This window comes from Cupriavidus nantongensis (assembly GCF_041726985.1).
Classification (GTDB): Bacteria; Pseudomonadota; Gammaproteobacteria; order Burkholderiales; family Burkholderiaceae; genus Cupriavidus; species Cupriavidus nantongensis_A.
This window is the reverse complement of record NZ_CP168302.1, coordinates 1,603,788-1,624,028: the sequence shown is the minus strand read 5'-3', so window position 1 is coordinate 1,624,028 and position 20,241 is coordinate 1,603,788. Positions and strand designations below refer to the sequence as shown.

At 67.6% G+C, this 20,241-nt stretch carries 19 protein-coding genes; 7 read left to right on the top strand and 12 right to left on the bottom strand.

Annotated elements, in window-relative coordinates:
* Positions 1-103: 103 nt before the first annotated feature.
* A complete protein-coding gene (locus ACEI37_RS07065) occupies positions 104-1,927 on the bottom strand; it encodes a methyl-accepting chemotaxis protein (RefSeq protein ID WP_373376050.1) in 1,824 nt (607 codons plus the stop codon).
* Between the two features lie 549 nt (positions 1,928-2,476).
* Between ACEI37_RS07065 and ACEI37_RS07060 the strand changes: the two genes are divergently transcribed.
* Positions 2,477-2,785, top strand: a complete 309-nt coding sequence (locus ACEI37_RS07060) for an H-NS family nucleoid-associated regulatory protein (protein ID WP_018004726.1) — start codon at positions 2,477-2,479, stop codon at positions 2,783-2,785.
* 81 nt (positions 2,786-2,866) lie between these two features.
* Here ACEI37_RS07060 and galE read toward each other — a convergent pair whose 3' ends face one another.
* Positions 2,867-3,886, bottom strand: coding sequence for a UDP-glucose 4-epimerase GalE (gene galE / locus ACEI37_RS07055; protein ID WP_373376049.1), 1,020 nt, complete (start codon positions 3,884-3,886; stop codon positions 2,867-2,869).
* A gap of 159 nt (positions 3,887-4,045) precedes the next feature.
* Complete coding sequence (locus tag ACEI37_RS07050; RefSeq protein ID WP_373376048.1) at positions 4,046-5,065, bottom strand: tyrosine-type recombinase/integrase; 1,020 nt, start codon at positions 5,063-5,065, stop codon at positions 4,046-4,048.
* A 213-nt stretch (positions 5,066-5,278) separates the two neighbouring features.
* Between ACEI37_RS07050 and ACEI37_RS07045 the strand changes: the two genes are divergently transcribed.
* Together ACEI37_RS07045 and ACEI37_RS07040 are read left to right on the top strand one after the other, a co-directional pair.
* Entirely contained in the window at positions 5,279-5,710 is a 432-nt protein-coding gene (locus tag ACEI37_RS07045; RefSeq protein ID WP_373376047.1) for a nuclear transport factor 2 family protein, read from the top strand.
* Positions 5,711-5,779: 69 nt separating this feature from the next.
* A complete protein-coding gene (locus ACEI37_RS07040) occupies positions 5,780-6,775 on the top strand; it encodes an NAD(P)H-dependent flavin oxidoreductase (RefSeq protein ID WP_373376046.1) in 996 nt (331 codons plus the stop codon).
* A gap of 29 nt (positions 6,776-6,804) precedes the next feature.
* Here ACEI37_RS07040 and ACEI37_RS07035 read toward each other — a convergent pair whose 3' ends face one another.
* On the bottom strand, positions 6,805-7,350 hold the full coding sequence (locus ACEI37_RS07035) for a PadR family transcriptional regulator (protein WP_373376045.1): 546 nt from the start codon (positions 7,348-7,350) through the stop codon (positions 6,805-6,807).
* Between the two features lie 313 nt (positions 7,351-7,663).
* On the opposite strand from ACEI37_RS07035, the gene ACEI37_RS07030 reads away from it, so the two are divergent.
* Positions 7,664-7,885: a hypothetical protein gene (locus ACEI37_RS07030; RefSeq protein ID WP_018004733.1), complete on the top strand. Its 222-nt coding sequence runs from the start codon at positions 7,664-7,666 to the stop codon at positions 7,883-7,885.
* 119 nt (positions 7,886-8,004) lie between these two features.
* On the opposite strand, the gene ACEI37_RS07025 is transcribed toward ACEI37_RS07030, so the two are convergent.
* Both ACEI37_RS07025 and ACEI37_RS07020 read right to left on the bottom strand, forming a co-directional pair.
* Positions 8,005-9,147: a hypothetical protein gene (locus tag ACEI37_RS07025; protein WP_373376044.1), complete on the bottom strand. Its 1,143-nt coding sequence runs from the start codon at positions 9,145-9,147 to the stop codon at positions 8,005-8,007.
* 84 nt (positions 9,148-9,231) lie between these two features.
* Positions 9,232-9,777 carry an N-acetyltransferase family protein gene (locus tag ACEI37_RS07020; protein ID WP_373376043.1) on the bottom strand — a complete coding sequence of 182 codons (546 nt, stop codon included), beginning with the start codon at positions 9,775-9,777 and terminating at the stop codon, positions 9,232-9,234.
* Positions 9,778-9,983: 206 nt separating this feature from the next.
* On the opposite strand from ACEI37_RS07020, the gene ACEI37_RS07015 reads away from it, so the two are divergent.
* Positions 9,984-10,220, top strand: a complete 237-nt coding sequence (locus tag ACEI37_RS07015; protein ID WP_018004736.1) for a hypothetical protein — start codon at positions 9,984-9,986, stop codon at positions 10,218-10,220.
* A gap of 29 nt (positions 10,221-10,249) precedes the next feature.
* Here the strand turns inward: ACEI37_RS07015 and ACEI37_RS07010 are convergent, their stop codons facing one another.
* A complete protein-coding gene (locus ACEI37_RS07010) occupies positions 10,250-11,593 on the bottom strand; it encodes an MFS transporter (RefSeq protein ID WP_373376042.1) in 1,344 nt (447 codons plus the stop codon).
* Positions 11,594-11,660: 67 nt separating this feature from the next.
* A complete protein-coding gene (locus ACEI37_RS07005; protein WP_373376041.1) occupies positions 11,661-13,406 on the bottom strand; it encodes an IlvD/Edd family dehydratase in 1,746 nt (581 codons plus the stop codon).
* A gap of 257 nt (positions 13,407-13,663) precedes the next feature.
* Between ACEI37_RS07005 and ACEI37_RS07000 the strand changes: the two genes are divergently transcribed.
* Positions 13,664-14,605 (top strand): LysR substrate-binding domain-containing protein, encoded by a 942-nt coding sequence (locus ACEI37_RS07000; protein ID WP_373376040.1) that lies wholly within the window; start codon positions 13,664-13,666, stop codon positions 14,603-14,605.
* Positions 14,606-14,755: 150 nt separating this feature from the next.
* On the opposite strand, the gene ACEI37_RS06995 is transcribed toward ACEI37_RS07000, so the two are convergent.
* The 4 genes from ACEI37_RS06995 to ACEI37_RS06980 form a co-directional block, all read right to left on the bottom strand.
* Positions 14,756-15,931, bottom strand: a complete 1,176-nt coding sequence (locus tag ACEI37_RS06995; protein WP_373376039.1) for an L-rhamnonate dehydratase — start codon at positions 15,929-15,931, stop codon at positions 14,756-14,758.
* Positions 15,932-16,022: 91 nt separating this feature from the next.
* Positions 16,023-17,051 carry a 4-hydroxythreonine-4-phosphate dehydrogenase PdxA gene (locus ACEI37_RS06990; protein WP_373376038.1) on the bottom strand — a complete coding sequence of 343 codons (1,029 nt, stop codon included), beginning with the start codon at positions 17,049-17,051 and terminating at the stop codon, positions 16,023-16,025.
* Between the two features lie 15 nt (positions 17,052-17,066).
* Entirely contained in the window at positions 17,067-18,035 is a 969-nt protein-coding gene (locus ACEI37_RS06985; RefSeq protein ID WP_373376037.1) for a Bug family tripartite tricarboxylate transporter substrate binding protein, read from the bottom strand.
* A gap of 110 nt (positions 18,036-18,145) precedes the next feature.
* Positions 18,146-19,102 carry a LysR substrate-binding domain-containing protein gene (locus tag ACEI37_RS06980; RefSeq protein WP_373376036.1) on the bottom strand — a complete coding sequence of 319 codons (957 nt, stop codon included), beginning with the start codon at positions 19,100-19,102 and terminating at the stop codon, positions 18,146-18,148.
* A 113-nt stretch (positions 19,103-19,215) separates the two neighbouring features.
* On the opposite strand from ACEI37_RS06980, the gene ACEI37_RS06975 reads away from it, so the two are divergent.
* Complete coding sequence (locus ACEI37_RS06975; RefSeq protein ID WP_373376035.1) at positions 19,216-20,148, top strand: dihydrodipicolinate synthase family protein; 933 nt, start codon at positions 19,216-19,218, stop codon at positions 20,146-20,148.
* Positions 20,149-20,241 lie beyond the last annotated feature (93 nt).

Here is a 20,241-nt window from a genome sequence, read left to right as displayed (position 1 = left end):
ATGATGATGAAGATGCGCGAAGACGGTCAGGACGCGGGGCAAACCCCGCATCATGTCATCTTGCAGTCGCCGTGTGAACAAGGCAATGACTCGAACGCAGGGGTCAGAATGCGCTCCAGTCGTCATCGCCGCCGGCCGCGGCGACGGCAGGACGCGCTGCGGGCCGGTTTGCGGCGCTGTTTGCCGCGCTGTTTGCAGCACTGTTTGCCGGCTTGCCTGCGGGCGCACCGGCAGGACGGGCCGGCAGGCTACGCGCCGCCGTGGTGCGCATACCACGGCTCGCACCGGCGCCGGCGGGCGTAGCCGACACGGGCGATGCCAGCGCTTTCGCCGGGGCCTTGGCCCCGGTGCTGGCTGCCACCGCCGGCGCCGCTGCGGCGCCGACCGTGAACACCGAGACCACGTTCTTCAGCTTCTGCGCCTGCTCTTCCAGCGCACCCGCCGCCGCGGCAGCCTCTTCGACCAGCGCGGCGTTCTGCTGCGTCACCTGGTCCATCTGGGTCACGGCCTGGCTGACCTGCTCGATGCCGCTGGTCTGCTCCTGCGACGCGGCGCCGATCTCGTTCATGATGTCCGTGACCCGGCGCACCGCCTGCACGATCTCGCCCATGGTCTGGCCGGCTTCGGCCACCAGCCGGGTGCCGCTCTCCACGCGCTGCCCCGACTCGCTGATCAGCGACTCGATTTCCTTGGCGGCCGAGGCCGAGCGCTGCGCCAGGCTGCGCACCTCGCCCGCCACCACGGCAAAGCCGCGGCCCTGCTCGCCGGCGCGGGCGGCTTCGACCGCGGCATTGAGCGCCAGGATATTGGTCTGGAAGGCAATGCCCTCGATCACGCTGATGATTTCCACCACCTTGCGCGAGGCGCCGTTGATCTCGTTCATGGTGTCGACCACGCGGCCCACCACCTCGCCGCCCTTGAGCGCGATCTGCGAGGCCTCGCCTGCCAGCACGCCGGCCTGGCGCGCATTGTCGGCATTCTGGCGCACCACCGTGGTCAGCTCTTCCATGCTCGCGGCGGTCTCCTCCAGCGACGAGGCCTGTTCCTCGGTGCGCTGCGACAGGTCCAGGTTGCCGGTGGAAATCTGCTGGGTGGCCGATGCCATCGAATCGGCGCCGGTGCGCACTTCGGCGACGATGCCCGACAGGCTCGACTGCATTGCCGCCAGCGCCTGCATCATGCGCCCGATCTCGTTCTTCGAGACGCTGGTGATGCGCGTGGTCAGGTCGCCGCGGGCGATGCGCTCGAACACCGCCAGCGCCTCTTGCACCGGCGCGACGATGGCGCGGTTCAGCGCGACCGTGCACAGCGCGGCAATCGCCAGGCCCAGCGCGATCATTACGATCGACAGCATGCGGATGCGCGCAAAGCCGGCCTGCGCCGCCGCGAAATTGGCCTCGCCCGCCGCCATCTGGAACTTCTGCAGTTTTTCATGCGCGCTCGACATGCTGCGCTGCAGGTCGGGCAGCACCTTCTTCGCCAGTCGCACCGCCTCTTCCTGGTTGCCCGCCAGCGACGCCGCCTGCAGCGGCAGCACGCCCTGCTCCATGAAAGCCTGGCGCTGCTTGCCCAGTTCTTCCGCCAGGGATTTTTCCTCGGGATTCTGCGGCAGGCTCATGTAGCGTTTCCAGGCCGCGTCCGACGCCTCCACGAACACGCGGGAGCGATCCACGTTGACCTTGGGATCGTCCTGCTCGCCCTGCATCACGTTGCGGTCCAGCGCCAGGCGCATGCGCGTGGTGGCCAGCATCGCATCGCTGAGCGCGACGGTCGAGCCAAGCTGGTTGGCATAGGTTTCCTTGAGCGCGTCATTGCTCTGCGCAATGCCGTACAGGCCGGCGCCGCCGACCAGCAACAGCAGCATCGACAGCATTCCCATGGCGCCCCGTAGCAGGGTCTTGATCTGAATATTGTTGTGGAAGGACATGATGAAATAAGACTTAGGCAATCCGCGGGACACACCCCTTGCCCCGGTCCGGCAGGATCGTTACCGTATTGATCCGCCCTGCCCGGATAACGGCGTGCCCCCCTCATCCTTGAGTCGCCGTCCGGCGCGCACGGTTATGGTGAATCGGCGATAAACGCCATGTCGGATATCAGCCACGTAGAGGGGTTGGGCTGGCGGGTATGGCCTGAAACGGGGGTTGCGGCCTGTCCGTAAATGCCGGCGCGATTAATGTCATGGCCGGTATCCGCACAAAACGACGACAGACCGGTTCGGTCGGGAATACCGCCGGGATTCCCGGCACTGCTGCCCCACCACGCAGTAGCCTTGGCGCACGGCAAAATCTGCGGCGACTCGCCCTGACACTGAAAGTTCACACAATTATCAGCAGCAAGAATTTTCGCAAAAACCGTCCGGGATTACGCGAGCAGGATTTGCAGCCGGCAGCGGGCCCGTTATAATTGTTTTCAGCATTTTCCCCCGCCCACCAGCGCACCCAGCGCAATTCAATCACCGGAAACCGAGGACGCAATGGCGACGTATCAGGAAATCGTTCAGAAAATCAGCGAACTGCAGAAGCAAGCCGAGGAAATCAAGGCGCGCGAACAATCCGCCGTGATCGCGGATATTCGCGAGAAAATCGAGCAATATGGCCTGACCGCGGAAGACCTGGGTTTTGGCGCGAAAGTCCCGGCCGGCAAGAAGGCGGCCAACCGCAAGGTGCCGGTGCGTTATCGCGACAACGCCGGCAATACCTGGACCGGCCGCGGCAAGCGCCCGGGCTGGCTGACCCAGGCCCTGGCCCAGGGCAAATCGGTCGAGGACTTCCTGATCCGCTGAAGCGCGCGATCCGGCAGACGGCAAAACGCCACGGAGATCTCCGTGGCGTTTTTGTTTTGGCTGGCGGACACCAGGCCGGGCTCAGGCGTCGAAGCCGTGCGGGTTCATCGACTGCCAGCGCCACGAGTCCTGGCACATGCGGTCCAGGTCGTGCTGCGCGCGCCAGCCCAGCAGCTCATGGGCCAGCGCGGGATCGGCGTAACAGGCGGCGATATCGCCGGGGCGCCGGTCCACGATCTGGTACGGCACCGGCTTGCCGCTGGCACGCTGGTAGGCCTGCACTACCTCCAGCACGCTGTAGCCGCGCCCGGTGCCCAGGTTCACGGTCATGCCGCGGCCCTGCCGGCCCAGATAATTGAGCGCCGCCATGTGGCCGTCGGCCAGGTCGCAGACGTGGATATAGTCACGCACCCCGGTGCCGTCGACGGTCGGGTAATCACCACCGAATACCATCAACTGGTCGCGGCGCCCGCCCGCCACCTGCGCGACATAAGGCATCAGGTTGTTGGGAATGCCGCGCGGGTCTTCGCCGATCAGGCCGCTTTCATGCGCGCCGACCGGATTGAAATAACGCAGGTAGGCAATGCGCCAGGCCGGATCGGATTTTTCCAGGTCGCGCAGGATTTGCTCGCCCATCAGCTTGGTCTGGCCATAGGGGTTGGTCGCCGACAGCGGGAAATCTTCCAGGATCGGCACGGTGTGCGGATTGCCATAAACCGTGGCCGAGGAACTGAACACCAGCTGTTTCACCCCGGCCGCGCCCATGGCGGCACAGACCGTCAGCAGGCCATCGAGGTTGTTGCTGTAATAGGCCAGCGGCTGGCTGACAGATTCGCCCACCGCCTTGAGCGCGGCAAAATGAATCACCGCGCTAATGCGGTGTTCGGCAAAGAGCCGGTCCAGCAGCGCGCGGTCGCGCACGTCGCCCTGCACGAAATGCGGAGCCTGACCGGTAATGGTGGCAAGCCGGTCAATCACGGCCGGGCTGCTGTTGCACAGATTATCCAGGCCGATCACGTGGTAGCCGGCATTGAGCAGCGCGACCCAGGTATGCGAGGCGATATAGCCGGTGGCACCGGTCAGCAGCAGGGTTTCAGGCATGGGTATTGGCGTCGATCGATTCGGTTCAGCGTTTTGCGGAGGGCAGCCGGTGCGTCGTGTGCGCGATAAACAACTTGACCGCCATGCCCGGCACGGGAAGGTGCCTATTATCCACGAAGTGCCATGGCGCCCTGACAGCCGCGCCGGTTACGGCTTTAGTCAGGAATCCGCAGAAGCCGGCGCCACCAGCCCGGCCCGCGCCTGCCAGGCTTCATACGCCGCGCGCAGCCGCCAGCCCGATTCCAGGTCGCGCATGCCCAGGCTCTGCGCCACCTCGGCGGGCGCCGTGCCTGCCTCGAAATGCATGGCCGCGCAGGTATTGCGCAAGGTCTGCGGCGACGCGCGCTCGCTGCGCCCGGCCAGCACGCCGGCTTCCTCCAGCAGGATTTCCACGCGCCGGTAGACCGACGCCGCATGCATCGGCCGCCCCGTCGGCATAGCCGGAAACACCAGGCTGCCGAGCGTGCCGGAGGCCTCGCGCAGTGCCAGCCAGGCGCGCAGCGGCGCATGCGCCAGCGGGAACAGCGGCACCGTGTAGGCCCGGCCGTTGTCCGCGCGCACCATGCGCAGCGCCATCCGCCCGGGTGCACCGTCGGCGATCACGTCGACCCGCAGCGCCCGCGCTTCCGCCACCTTGAGGCCGCCGCCGAGCAGCACGGCCAGCAGCGCCGCGTCGCGCGCGCGCTTCCATTGCGTAGGCGATGCCGCGGCGCCGGTGTCCCCAGCCGGCGCGCCGGCCGGGCCCAGGATGCGCGCCACCAGCAGGTCGCGTTCGCCCGGCAGCAGGAAAGCGGTGGGGTCGTTCTCGCCCTCGGCCAGATGGGCGCGCACCGCCTGGCTGCCGGGGTTGTGCATGCCCTCGCGCAAGCGCGACAGGTGGTGGAACACCCGTTCGATCAGCCGCGCATAGCGGTAGCGGTGCGATTTGTGCAGCTGCTGCGCGTCCAGGAATTCGCCGATCTGCTCGGCGGACCAGCTCAGCGGCGGCAGGCCGCGTTCGGCCGACCAGCGCAGCAGCTTGCCCCACATCGCGCGGTAGACCACGCTGGTGCCGTGGCGAAAACCGTGCTGCGCCAGCCAGCCGTCGAACGCGCGCTCGGGGTGGTCGCGCCAGGCGGCCAGGTCGGCATCGAACAAGGCCGCTTGCTCGAGCTGGGCGGCGCTGGGCTTGGTGGTCACGGACTCTCCTGCTCTGCCGCCTCAGGCCGGCGGCCGGCGGACGATTCCGACTATTGTAGACAACGCGTCACTGCGCACCGCCAGACGCGTGCCGATCTTGCAGCGGGCCGCGCGGCGTGCTACCTTTCGATCCACTATGCAACTGGTTGCATATAGTTGGCATAGAACCGGAACGAGATCGCAGCAACCTACCGTGCCCCGCCAGGAGACCCCGTGACCACTGCCCTGCTCCCCGCCGCCCAGGCTTCGCTCGACGCCTGGCGCCAGATGATCGCCACCCATTCCATGGCCGGGCTCGATGCCATCGTTGCCGATGACGTGGTGTTCCGCTCGCCGGTCGCGCACACGCCGTATCCCGGCCGCGCCGCCATCGCCCTGGTGCTGACCACGGTGAACCAGGTGTTCCAGGACTTTCGCTACCACCGCAGCTTTGTCAGCGACGACGGCCACAGCGTGGTGCTGGAGTTCAGCGCCAGCGTGGACGGCCAGGCGCTCAAGGGCATCGACATGATCCGCTTCGACGACGCCGGCCGCATTGCCGAGTTCGAGGTCATGGTGCGCCCGCGCTCCGGCCTGGAGGCGCTGGCCGCCGCCATGGCCGCGCGCCTGGCCAGCCAGAAAAATGTGCTGACCGGCGCCGCCTGACGCGCGCCAGCCGACAGCGCCACCGCCTCGCTTCACCGAATCCACCGGAATTACCCAGGAGACTTCCCCATGGCCCTTCCCATCCAGTTGCAGAACCGGCTTTCGCTGCCGGTGGTCTGCTCGCCGCTGTTCATCATCTCCAACCCCGACCTGGTCATCGCCCAGTGCAAGGCCGGTGTGGTCGGATCGTTCCCCGCGCTGAACGCGCGCCCCGCACCGAAGCTTGAGGAATGGCTGGACCGCATCACCACCGAACTGGCGGAACACGACGCCAAGCACCCCGAGCGCCCGTCGGCGCCGTTCGCGGTCAACCAGATCGTGCACAAGTCCAACGACCGGCTTGAGCATGACCTGGAGCTGTGCGTGCGCTACAAGGTGCCAATCGTGATCACCTCGCTGGGCGCGCGCAAGGAAGTCAACGACGCGGTCCACTCGTACGGCGGCATCGTGCTGCATGACGTGATCAACAATACCTTCGCGCGCAAGGCGATCGAAAAAGGCGCGGACGGGCTGGTGGCGGTGGCCGCCGGTGCCGGCGGCCATGCCGGCACGCTCTCGCCGTTCGCGCTGCTGCACGAGATCCGCGAATGGTTCGACGGCCCGCTGCTGCTGTCCGGCGCGATCTCCAGCGGCGACGCCATCCTGGCCGCGCAGGCCGCTGGCGCCGACCTGGCCTATATCGGCTCCGCCTTCATCGCCACGCAAGAGGCCAACGCGCAGGACGGCTACAAGCAGATGATCGTCGACAGCTCTGCCAACGACATCGTCTATTCCAACCTGTTCACCGGCGTGCACGGCAACTACCTGCGCGGCAGCATCGAGCGCGCCGGGCTGGACCCGAACGCGCTGCCGGAATCGGACCCGTCGAAGATGAATTTCGGCTCGACCAGCGTGAAGGCGTGGAAGGACATCTGGGGCGCCGGCCAGGGCGTCGGCGCGATCAAGCGCGTGGTGCCGGCCGCCGAACTGGTGCGCCGTTTTGCCGAGGAGTACGCGCTGGCGCGCCGCCGCCTGGGACTGGGCGAAGCCAGCCCGGCCGGCGCGCGCGCCGTCGACCTGGCCTGAGCGCGCGGGGGGCAGCGGCCCCGCTGCCGCTACAGCAGCGGCAGCAGGGCCTCGCCCCAGGCCACCCAGTCGGTCTCGAAGCGGATCCCGCGCTGCAGCAGCGCATAGCGCAGTTGCTGCGCGCGGTCCATGTCCGGCGCCGAGAAATCGCGCCGCTCGATCGCCAGGTAGGTCTCGAGGCGGGCGCGGTGCAGCGCGATCAGCCGCCGCATTTCGTCGCCCAGGCCAAGCGGGCCGATCACCGCGTCGGCGCGCAGCTTGACCAGGATCTCCTCGCGCTGGTCCAGCCCCGCCCCTGGCGCCAGCACCCAGCGCGCCAGTTCCTCACGGCCCGCGGCCAACACCCGGTAGACCTTCTTGCGGTTGCGCCTGTCGGCGTTGCCCTCGCCTTCGGCCGCGTCGCTTTCATCGGCGGCAATCCAGCCGCTGTCCGCCATGCGGCCCAGTTCGCGATAGATCTGCTGGTGCGTGGCATGCCAGAAATAGCCGATGGAGCGGTCGAAGCGCCGCGCCAGGTCGTAGCCGGACGAAGGCTTTTCGATCAGGGAGATCAACAAGGCGTGCTGGGTCGACATGCGTCTGCTGGGGCGCGGGGTTATCGGAGTGGGGTCAGGCAGCACAGCGTGCCGGCAGGCGCGCCGGTCACCGCACTTTCAAAAACTGGCGCTATGGTAGCGCATGCCGGGCCCGTTCCCGACGGACGCCGCGCGATATGGCGGGAAACGATATATTCGTCGATTTTGTCAGTTAAGAAATTTCCCACCAGACAGAATTAAAAAATGCTGAATGGCATTTCCGGCCGCTGTGCCATACATTCCATACATTGACGCTGTGCGAGCAATAACCACCCGCCCCCGGCCGCACTATGCAGAACTTTGGAGTGTGTCCATGACCGGAAGAATCCTGCTTGCCGAAGACCGCGACGTGCCCTGGGAGGCCGACGCGCGTCCGCTCGGGCTGCTGGCGCCAGTGCACGACAAGGCGCCAGTTTATTACCGGCTGCCCGATACGCCTGACGGGCACCATATCAAGGAATATCCCAGCGGCCTGCGCCAGCTGGTACGTTTTGTCGGCGTCGAGGAACAGGTCGTCAAATACAACCTGAGCTGATCCCGCGCCACCGTTTTCCCTGTGGTTGTCTCCTCCAAGCCCGATCCTGCGGGCAGGGACTTGAACCCGCGAGCTTCGCGGGTTTTTTCTTGCCGTGACGGTATCGGCGCGTGCCTGCCTCAGAGCTGCGGCACACGGCAGGCGGCACCGCCCGCATTGGCCGCCTCGGGCATGCCAAACACCGCCCGTGCCCCGCACTGCGACCCGAACATGCGCGCCTGGTCGTGCCCCACGCCCACCACTTCAAAGGCCTGGTGGCGCATGACGAGGTCCGGACCGGCAAGGTAGCGCTCATAGCGCAGATAGCCGCGCGCCCGCTGCAGCCGCGTGGGGCCCTCGGCCTCGGCGCCGCACGATTTGTCGAGCACGCGATGGTTGGGATCGTTGTCCTCGGTGCCGGCCAGATAGGTCACCTCGCGACCGGCATAGCGCCGGTAGAGCGCCATGCCATCGGCGCCTTTGGCATACGGCACCATGTCCTGCATGCCGTAGCGGTACTTGTCGTAGTCCGGGCAACGGGCCACGTCATACGGTGCGAACGACTTGCCATCGGCGCCAGCCGGCCGCATCGGCGTGAAATACAGGTACGAAGACGGGTTGGCCACGACATAGCGCAGCTCGATGCCGCGCGCGCGGATGCGTTCGTCGACATGGTTGAGCACCGCGTAGCGGTGCACGATCTGCGCGCCGCCGGAGTGGCCGGCCACCGTCACCTTGCGCACCAGCGGCAGCCGCGTCTTGTCGGTAAAGCGCGCGAGCAGGTCGTCCAGCACCTGCAATGAGCTGACGCGGGCCGGACCCTCCAGAGCGCCCTCGCCGCTGAGCCAGCCTTGCACCGACCAGTGCGGCATGCCGGTAAAGCCCTTGTTGCGGTCAGGCGTGCCGGGAAAATTCGGCGCCACCAGCAGCACCTCGTCCGGGTTGCGGCCGCTGGCCTGCAGCAGTGCCGCGCCGGCGGCAAAGTAGTCATCGCCGTTGCGCTGCAGGCCATGCTGGACCAGCACGACTTCGCGAATGCGCGACAGGTCGCCGTCGAGCCGGTGGTTGGCATAGACCGGGAAGTCATAGCCCGCGCCGGAGCCGAGATGCACGCGCTGCCACTGCGGCGCGGCGGCCATGGGACCGGCGGCCTTGTCTGCGGCGGGCGGCACTGCCTGCGTACCGGCACAACCGGCCAGCACCGCGACGGTGGCGGCGGCGGCAAGGGCGCGCGTCACACGCGAACGGGCGGGCTGCGGCAGGCGAGCGATCGATGGCGTCATGGCAGGTGGTCTCCGGTTGGCATGCCGGGGATGGTAGGGCAGTGGCGCGGGGCATGGCAATGCCTGCCTCACCACCATGCAGCCCTATGCCAGCCGCCTGGCCAGCGCCGCAACGTCGGACCACGTCACGCGCCGCACCATCACGCGCAGGTCGGGCCCATGGAAATCGTCCTCGAACGGCTCGGAGGCCTCGCCGCCCAGCCGCTGGTAGAACTCACGCGCCTGCGTATTGGCCTCCAGCACATAGAGGAACAGCGGCTGCCCTGGCCAACCCTGCATGACACGTTGCGCGCAATGCGCCAGCAGCCGCTTGCCCAGCCCATGGCCATGGAAAGCGGGCAGGACATGCAGGTTGTCCAGGTAGACGCCGAAGCGCGGGTCGGCCTGCGGCAACAGGCAGGCAAAGCCGGCGGCCTCACCGTCCACCATTGCCAGCGTGACCTCGACCGGGCCATCGGCGCCGTCGTGCATGCGCGCACGCCAGGCGACCAGCCGTTCGGGGTAGGCCTGGTCGCGCAGGTACGCGTCCGGCAGCATGCCGGGATAGGTGTGCTGCCAGCTGGCGGCGTGCATGGCGGCCAGCCGGTCGGCATCGGCGGCGGTGGCGGGTATCAACGCAAGTTCGGGCATGGGACGAGACGGGAAAGGCACAGCGATGCAGGCGCATGCGACAAGCGCCCATTGTGCCCGTGCCATGCCAAAGCTTGCAAAAGGCGGAGGAAGGGTTTGCAATCGTGGTCCCCGGCACAGCCGGCCTACCCTTGCACGCCGCCGCGGCAGCGGGAACGAAGGTTGCAGCAACCTGGCACACCCCCGCGCAAGCAAAAGGAAGCCTTATGTACATGGTCTACTGGTCCGAAGCCCTCGGCACAGGACTGACGCCGCACGCGCAGTCGTTCCCCAGCGACGCGATGCGCGAGGCGCTGCGCTTTACCGAAGCGCTGCGCCAGCGCCAGCACGCGGGCGAGGCGGTCAGCTTTGTCACGCTGTGCTCGGAAAACCCCGACTCGGTCGGCCGTGCCGGCGCGGCCGATCCGCCGCCCGACTACGAGTGGAAAAAGCGGCGGCCCTGATCCGGTTCGATCCGGTTCGATGGGCGCGCTCAGGCGCGCGCTGCCGCCGGCCGCAGCGCCGCGCGCACGACGAAGGCCATCAGCACCGCAAACAGCAGCATCGCCGCCAGGAAGTACAGCCCGGCGGCAAGGCTGCCGGTGGCGTCCTTGATCACGCCAATGCCATACGGACCGAAATAGCCGCCCAGGTTGGCCAGCGAGTTGATGGTGGCGATGCCCACCGCGGCGCTGGCCCCCGTAAGGAACTCGCCGGGCAGCGCCCACACCACCGCCTGGATCGAATAGATCGAGAACGCGGTCAGGCAGATAAACAGGAACTGCAACACCGGCGACTGCACCCATGCGCTCAGCGCCATGGTGATGGCCGCCATGCCGGACACCACCACGATATGGCCATAGCGCTCGCGCTTGCGGTCCGAGTGGCGCGGCACCAGCCAGAGCCCGACTACCGCAAACAGGTAGGGCACGGCCGACAGCAGGCCGGTCATCGCATCGGTGACACCGAACTGCTTGATGATGGTCGGCAGCCACAGCGACAGCCCGTAGATGCTGAGCGGAAACGGCAGGAACAGCAGCGACAGCAGCAGCACGCGCTTGTCCTTGAGCGCCTGCAGCGGATTGCCGTGCGATTTCAGCGCATAGGCGGCCTGGTCGGCGGCCAGCTCGCGCTCGATCCAGCCGCGGTCCGCCGGCGCCAGCCACGCGGCGCTGGCCGGCGACTCGGGCAGCAGCCTCAGCGTCGGCAGGCACAGCAGCACCGCGGGCAGGCCGCTGAGCACGAACAGCGTCTGCCAGTTGCTCATGCCAAACAGGCCGTGGGTCGACAGCACCAGCCCAGCAAGCGGTCCGGTGATGATCAGCGCGATCGGCTGCGCCAGCACCAGCAGGCCGATGATGCGGGCGCGATGCCGCATCGGGAACCACTTGGTCAGGAAATACAGGATGCCCGGGTACAGCCCCGCCTCGGCCGCGCCCAGCAGGAAGCGCAGCACGTAGAAGCTGTGCGCGCCCTGCGTGAACGCCATCGCCATGGTGATCACGCCCCAGGTGAACAGGATGCGCGCAAACCAGCGGCGCGCGCCAAAGCGTTCCAGTGCCAGGTTGCTCGGCACTTCGCACAGGAAGTAGCCGACGAAGAACAGGCCGGCGCCCAGCCCGTAGGCTGCATCGCTGATGCCGATGGCCGCGTTCATGTGCAGCTTGGCGAAGCCGACCACCGAGCGGTCGATGTACGCCACCACGTAGATCAGCGCCAGGAACGGGATCAGGCGCCGCACCAGCATGCCGATGATGCGCTGTTCCTCTGCGGCTTGTGAAGTTTCACCCCGGGTCGGGGCGGCGCGCTCCAGCGGCGCGGTCTGGGTGCCTTGCATGGCGGGTCTCCTTGTTTTGTCTTGTTGTGGCCGGCGCGTCTGGCGGCCGGCACTTGGGGGCAGTGGCTCAGTGCGAGTGGCGCGGCACCTCGCGGCCGCGGCAGCCCACCAGGAAGTCGAGGTCGCAGCCCTCGTCGGCCTGTAGCACGTGGTTGACGTACAGCTTGCGATAGCCGCCGTCGGCGGGCGCCTGCAGCGGCTGCACGTCGGCCATGCGGCGCGCGAACTCGGCTTCGTCGATGTCCAGGTGCAGGCGCCCGGCCTCGCAGTCGAGCTCGATCCAGTCGCCGTCGCGCACGATGGCCAGCGGCCCGCCCGCGGCGGCTTCCGGCGCCACGTGCAGCACCACGGTGCCGTAGGCGGTGCCGCTCATGCGCGCGTCGGAAATCCGCACCATGTCCTTGACGCCCTGGCGCAGCAGCTTGGGCGGCAGCCCCATGTTGCCGACTTCGGCCATGCCCGGGTAGCCGCGCGGCCCGCAGCGCTTGAGCACCAGCACCGAGTTCTCGTCGACCTCCAGCGACTCGTCGACGATGCGTTCCTTGTAGTGCTCCAGGTTCTCGAACACCACCGCGCGGCCGCGGTGGCGCAGCAGCTTCGGCGTCGCCGCCGACGGCTTGAGCACCGCGCCGCGCGGCGACAGGTTGCCGCGCAGGATGCGGATGCTGCCGTCGCGGATCAGTGGCTGGTGCAGCGGGCGGATGACTTCATCGTTGGTGATCGGCGCGTCCTTGACGTTGTCCCAGATCGCCTTGCCGTTGACGGTGAGCGCGCCGGGATGCGGCAGCACCCCGGCCTCGCCCAGGCGGCGCAGCACCGCGGGCAAGCCGCCGGCATAGTAGAACTCTTCCATCAGGAAGCGGCCCGATGGCATCAGGTCGACGATGGTCGGCGTGTCGCGCCCCACCGTGCTCCAGTCTTCCAGTTCCAGCGGCACACCAATGCGACCGGCGATCGCCTTCAGGTGGATCACGGCGTTAGTCGAGCCGCCGATTGCCGCATTGACCCGGATCGCGTTTTCGAACGCCTGGCGCGTCAGGATCTTCGACAGCGTCAGGTCCTCGCGCGCCATCTCGACGATGCGGATGCCGGACATGTGCGCCAGCACGTAGCGGCGCGCGTCCACCGCCGGGATCGCGGCATTGTGCGGGAGCGAGGTGCCGAGCGCCTCGGCCATGCATGCCATGGTCGAGGCCGTGCCCATGGTGTTGCAGGTGCCGGCCGAGCGCGACATGCCGGCCTCGGCCGACAGGAACTGGTGCAGGTTGATCTCGCCCGCCTTCAGCGACTCATGCAGCTGCCACACCGCGGTGCCCGAGCCAATGTCCTTGCCGTCGAGCTTGCCGTTGAGCATCGGCCCGCCGGTGACGACGATGGCCGGCACGTCGCAGCTGGCCGCGCCCATCAGCAGCGCGGGCGTGGTCTTGTCGCATCCGGTCAGGAGCACCACGGCGTCGATCGGGTTGCCGCGGATCGCTTCCTCGACATCCATCGCGGCCAGGTTGCGCGTCAGCATCGCGGTCGGGCGCAGGTTGGATTCGCCGTTGGAGAACACCGGGAACTCGACCGGGAAGCCGCCGGCTTCATACACGCCGCGCTTGACGTGCTCGGCCAGCTTGCGGAAGTGCGCGTTGCACGGGGTCAGTTCCGACCATGTGTTGCAGATGCCGATCACCGGGCGCCCGTCAAAGGCGTGGTCGGGGATGCCCTGGTTCTTCATCCAGCTGCGGTACATGAAGCCGTTCTTGTCGGCGGTGCCGAACCACGCGGTCGAGCGCAGCGGCTTGCGTTGCTTGTCGTTGGAATCCGACATGTTGTTCCTGGTGCGGAGGCCGCCATGGCCGGCGGCGGGAATGGCAGGGACGACGGATCCAGCGCCTGGCAGTGCGGGAGCGGCACCACGCTGTCTCCGGTCGTATTGTTTTGTGGGAGGCAGTGTATGCAGCTTGCCGATATGCTACTAATGAAGAGTTCGGCCTCTGCCATATCGATTTCGGCATCAGTATTAACCCTAAAATGCCAGCTACCCCCACTTCCTCCGCGACTTCCCCGGCCCCCGAGGCCTTGCCCATGTGGCACAACCACACCCGCCTCAAGACCCGCCAGCTATTGCTGCTGCTGGCCGTGGCGGACGAAGGCAGCATCCACCGCGCCGCCGAACGGCTGGCGATGACGCAGCCGGCCGCGTCCAAGCTGCTGCGCGAGCTGGAGGAACTGCTGTCGGTGCCGCTGTTCGAGCGCCTGCCGCGCGGCATGGCCCCGACCGACTACGGCCACGCAATGATCCGGCATGCGCGCACGGTGGTAGGCAGCCTGAACCAGGCGCGGGAAGAGGTATTGGCGCTGAAGGCCGGGCGGCTCGGCCATGTGGCGATCGGAGCGATCACCTCGCCGGGGGTGCGGCTGCTGCCTGCGGCGATCGCGCGCATCAAGGCGCGCTATCCGGGGCTGCGGGTGTCGGTCGAAATCGACAACAGCAACGTGCTGCTCGACCGCCTGGGACAAGAAAAGCTCGACATGGTGGTGGCGCGTCTGTTCCCGGAGCACGACAAGGGGCGCCTGCGCTACGAGCCGATGGCGGAAGAGCCGGTATGCGCGGTGGTGCGGCCGGGCCATCCAATGCTGGCGGCGCGCGGCCTGTCACTGGCCGATGCCGCCGATGCCGCCTGGCTGATCCCGCCGGCCGGCACCGTGCTGCGCCACCGCTTCGAGCTGATGTTCCAGCGCGCCAGCCTGGCGCCGCCGGTCAATGTGGTCGAGACCGCCGCACTGCTGTTCCTGACGCGCATGGTGACGCAGTCGGACATGATCGCGGTGCTGACCGCCGACGTGGCGCAGTACTACGCCGCGTTCGGCATGGTGGAGATCTTGCCGATGGCGATGCCCTGCCATATGGACGACTTCGGCCTGATCACGCCGACCGACCGGCTGATGTCGCCGGGCGCGCTGCTGGTCGCCGAGGCGCTGCGCGAGGCCGCGCAGGCGATCTATGGCGGGCACGCGCCGGGGTGAGTCGTCATGCCGTTCAGTTAGCGACCGTCGTTCCCGCGAAGGCGGGAACCCAGTGACTTTATCCGGAAGGGGACGAGAAAGACGCTGGATTCCCGCCTGCGCGGGAATGACAGTAGTGATTGATCTCTTAACTGAACCGGCATTTTGGCGTCAGCCGATGATGTCGAACTGGTCGAAATACGCCGGGTTCAGCTCCAGCCCCAGCCCCGGCAGGTTGTCGTCGAGCTGCAGGTAGCCGTTGTCCGGCGCCGGGTCGCCCTTGAAGATGTAGTAGAACAGCTCGTTGCCGACCTCGACGTCGTGCACCGGGAAGTATTCGGCCATCGGCGACGCGGTCGATGCCATGGTCAGGTGGTAGTTGTGCATCTGGCCGGCATGCGGGATCACCGGCACCGACCAGGCCTCGGCCATGGCGTTGATCTTCTGCGCCGCGGTGATGCCGCCGACGCGGTTGGTGTCGTACTGGATCACGTCGACCGCGCGGCGTTCCAGCAGGTCCTTGAAGCCGTACGAGGTGAACTCGTGCTCGCCGCCGGAGATCGGGAACGGGCTGGCTTTCTTCAGCTCGACATAGCCTTCGATGTCGTCGGCAATCACCGGCTCTTCCAGCCAGCGCGGATTGAACTCGGCCAGGCGCGGCAGCATGCGGCGCGCGTATTCCAGGGTCCAGCCCATGTAGCACTCCAGCATGATGTCGACGCCGTCGCCGACCAGCTCGCGCAGCAGCCGCACCTGCTCGATATTCTTCTGCATGCCGGCGGGGCCGTCCTTGGGGCCGTAGCCGAAGCGCATCTTCATCGCCGTGAAGCCCTGGTCGAGATAGCCTTGGGCTTCCGCGAGGAAGGCGTCGCGGTCGTCGTTGTTGTAGAGCTTGGAGGCATAGCACCAGATCTTCTCCTTGGTGCGCCCGCCCAGCAGCTTGAACACCGGCTTGCCGACCGCCTTGCCCATCAGGTCCCACAGCGCGATATCGACCGCCGAGATCGCCGCCATGCCGATGCCCTTGCGGCCCCACGCATGGGTGCGGCGGAACATCTTCTGCCACAGGTATTCGTTGTCGAACGGATCCTGGCCGAGCACCACCGGCGCCAGGTACTGGTCGACGATCTGCTTGGCCACGCGCGGCGCCAGCGCGCAGTTGCCGATGCCGACCAGGCCGGTATCGGTCTCGATCTCGACCACCATCCAGCCGTGGAAGCGGAACGAGCCCATGGCGTCGCCGCGCTCGTACAGGATGTCGGTGGCGTTGGTGCAGAAATGCGCCTGCGGCGGCACGGTCTTGCCCTTCCATTCGAAGACGCGGGCGCGGACGTTGGTGATCTTCATGTTGAACTCCTGATGGCAATGCGTTGGCGCGAACGCGCCCCGGCCGCGCCGGGGGCGGTCATGCTGGATTCGGGTATGGATTGACGGGTGGCTAAGCTTGCGCGGCAGCGCGCCGTTGCGCACCCATGCGGCAGGCAAGCTGGAACGCCTGCTGCGTGGCGCCCGGATCGGCGCGGCCCTGCTGCGTGATGTCGAACGCGGTGCCGTGCGCGGGCGTGGTGATCGGCACCGGCAGCCCGCCCTGCACCGTCACCCCGCGCGAGAAGCCCATCAGCTTGATGCCGATCTGGCCCTGGTCGTGGTACATGGTGACGATGGCATCGAACTGCCGCTGCGACGGGCCGCCCTGCACCTTCAGGAAGATGGTGTCGGCCGGGAACGGGCCGTCCGCGTTGACGCCCCGTTCACGCGCCGAGGCCACGGCGGGCGCGATCACGTCGATCTCTTCGCGGCCAAAGGCGCCGTTGTCGCCGTTGTGGGGGTTCAGGCCGCACACTGCGATGCGCGGGCGGGCCATGCCGGCACGCCGCAGCGCCTGGTCGATCAGGTCGATGGCACCACCCACGCTGTCGGGCGTGATCATCGCCGGCACGTCCTTGAGCGCGACGTGCGAGGTCACTCGAGAGGTCCATAGCCCGTCCAGCACATTGAACTCGCAGAAATTGCCGTGATAGCCAAGCTGCTCTGCGAACCAGTGCAGCTCGTCGCTGTGGGCCATGCCGGCGGCATGCAGCGAGCTCTTGTTCAGCGGCCCGAACAGGATCGCATCGGCCTGCCCGGCCTGCGCCAGGTCCAGTGCCAGCTTCAGCGTGCCCAGGCTGTAGCGCCCGCCTTCGGCGCTGGCCACGCCGCGCACATAGGCCGGGCTCTCGGGCAGTTGCCAGTGGTACAGGCGCGGCTGGCCGTCTGCGGCGAAGGCGGGCACATCGGTCTCGGCCAGCGCCAGCTCGACCCCGGCGACCTGCATGCCGTGGCGCCATTCGGCGCGGTCGGCGATCAGCAGGATCTCGGCCTCGGCCTGCGCGGCCGTGCCGGCATCGGCCAGCAGCCGGGCGATCAGTTCAGGGCCGATGCCGGCGGGGTCGCCCAGCACCATGGCGATTCTTGGACGGGAATTCATGGGACTTCCGAAAGATTATTGGTCGAGCTTGACGCCCAGCTCTGCGATCAGCTTGCCGTAGCGCACATACTCGGCTCGCGAGAATGCGTCGAACTGCGCCGCGGTCAGCGTGCCGGGCACGGCGCCCACGTCCCCGAGCCGGCGCACCGTGTCGGGGTCCTTGATCACCGTGGCCAGCGCGCTGCCAAGCTTCTGCAGCGTTGCAGGCGGCGTGCCGGCCGGGGCATAGACACCGTACCACGCGCTCATCTGGATGCCGGGCACGCCGGCTTCGGCCAGCGTCGGCACGTTGGGCAGCAGCGCCGAGCGCTGGTCCGCGGTCACCGCCAGGGCGCGCAGCTTGCCGGCCTTGATATGGCTGATGACGGACGGCATGGTCTCGAAGCTAAGGTCTACCTGGCCGCCCATCAGGTCCACCAATGCGCTGCTGCTGCTCTTGTACGGCACATGCAGCAGCTTGCCCTTGATCTGGCGCGCAAAGGCCGCGCCGGCCAGGTGCTGAGTGCTGCCGACCCCCGACGAGCTGTAGCGGAACTTGTCCGGATTCGCCTGGATCTGCGCCACCAGCGCCTTGACGTCGCGCGCCGGCACCTGGTTGTTGACCACCAGCACATTGGGCACGGTCGATACCAGCGCCACCGGCACCAGGTCCTTGAGCGGATCGAACTGCAGCTTGAGCAGGTGCGGCGCAATCGCCTGCGAGGTGACCACGCCCATCAGCAGCGTATTGCCGTCCGCCGGCGCCTTGGCGGTCAGGTCCGCGGCAATGGTGTTGGACGCGCCGGGGCGGTTGTCCACCACCACCGGCTGCTTCAGCTGCGCGGCAAGCTTGTCGGAGACGATACGCGCCATCACGTCGGTGCCGCCGCCCGGCGCGGCGCCTACCATCAGCCGCACCGGCCGCGTGTCCTGGGCCATGGCCGTGCCCGTTGCGGCGGCCATCGCGGCGAGGCCGGCGAGTGCGCCGGCGATCCATGTCTTCATTGCTGTCTCCGTCGTTTTGCTGTCCGGGCTCTACGGCGCGGATGGCCAGACTATAGGAGCATCAGCGATTCGCTACTACTGATGTTTTTTGAACTGGCGATCACCTGGGGTTATACCTTGGCACCGGACCCCGAGGACGCAGCCGGACCCGCTTTAAGGATAGCGACCAGCTGCCGCGCCGCGGCCGACAGGCCGCCCCCGCGCCGCGTGACGATGCCGAAGGTCTGCTGGCGCGACTGCAGCCGCACCGGCAGGACGCGCAGCATCTTCTGGCGCGCGAACATGGCGGCGACGCCCGCGGGCAGCAGCGATACCAGGCCGGGATCGCCCTGCAGCATCGCCACCGTGACGAACGCGGACGAGGTCGACACCGCATTGGCCGGGAAACTCATGCCGGCGAGGTCCAGTTCGCGCTGCAGCAGCGCATGCATCGGCATATGGCCGGCATAGGTGATCCAGCGATATCCCGCCAGGTCGGCGAATCCCATCGAGGCTGCACGCGGCGCGGGATGCGAGCGCCCGACCACCACCGCCACCTGCTCGTCGCCAAGCGGGTGGTAGTGGTAGCGGGCCGGCTCGTCGCTCACCAGCGAGCGGCCAATCACCAGGTCCAGGTGGCCGTCATCGAGCAGTTCCAGCAGGCGCCGGCTGGTGTCCTCGATGACTTCGAGCGCCAGCTCCGGGTGCGCCTGGCGCAACTGCGCCAGCGCCGGCACCAGCACGTCGGGCACCGCGCCCATGATGGTGCCGACGGCCACGCGGCCGCCACTGCCGGCGCGGATGCCGGCCACTTCTTCGCACATCGCGCCCAGGTCCGCCACCAGCTGGCGTGCATGCCGGATCACGCAGTGGCCAAAGGCATTGGGCCGCATGCCGCGCCGCGAGCGCTCGAACAGCGGCGCCTCCAGCATGCTCTCCAGCTCCTGCAGGGACTTGCTCGCCGCGGACTGGGTCATCGCCATGGCCGCGGCCGCCTGGTGCAGCGAGGCGTGTTCGTCCAGCGCGATCAGCAGTTGCAGCTGCCTGACACGCAGGCGGCCCATGACGGTCTCCAGCGTCGATTTCATGACATGACGGTGAGTCGCAAAAGCGATCACGAGATGGAAAGGTTTCAATATACAGCGCGCCGGGCGGCTCGTATATTGGCCCAACCCTTTGATCGACAGCCGGAGAGAGACCGATGACCCGCAGCCCAACCCCCACCGTCTACCGCGGCGTATTCCCGGTGGCGCCCACCATCTTCGACGCGCACGGCGGGCTCGACCTGGACGGACAGCGCCGCTGCATCGACTTCATGATCGATGCCGGCTCGCACGGCCTGTGCATCCTGGCCAATTTCTCCGAGCAGTTCGTGCTGAGCGACGACGAGCGCAACGTGCTGATGCAGACCGTGCTGGAGCACGTGGACGGCCGCGTGCCGGTGATCGTCACCACCACGCATTTCAGCTCGCGCCTGTGCGCCGAGCGCAGCCGCGCGGCGCAGGACGCGGGCGCGGCCATGGTGATGGTGATGCCGCCCTACCACGGCGCCACCATCCGCATGCCCGAGCGCAGCATCTATGAGTTCTTCGCCACGGTCTCGGACGCGATCGACATCCCCATCATGATCCAGGACGCGCCGGTCAGCGGCACCGCGCTGAGCGCACCGTTCCTCGCGCGCATGGCGCGCGAGATCGGCAATGTGTCGTACTTCAAGATCGAGGTGCCGCAGGCCGCGGCCAAGCTGCGCGAGCTGATCGAACTGGGCGGCGACGCCATCGTCGGCCCGTGGGACGGCGAAGAGGCGATCACGCTGATGGCCGACCTGGAAGCGGGCGCGACCGGCGCCATGACCGGCGCGGGCTTTCCTGACGGCATCCGCCAGATCCTCGATGCCTGGCAGGCCGGCGACGCGGAGCTGGCCGCGCAGCGCTACCAGCAATGGCTGCCGCTGATCAACTACGAAAACCGCCAGGGCTGGCTGGCCACCAGCAAGGTGCTGATGCAGGAAGGCGGCGTGATCGCGTCGGACGCGGTACGCCACCCGCTTCAGCCGATGCACCCGGCCACGCGCGAAGGGCTGATGCGGATCGCGCGGCGGCTGGATCCGATGGTGTTGCGGTGGGGGCGGTGAGGATTCAGGTCATGCCGGCGCCTCGCATCGAGAGGCGCTGGCCCTCTCCCCCGCCCCTCTCCCGCAAGCGGGAGAGGGGAGCAAACCACCGGC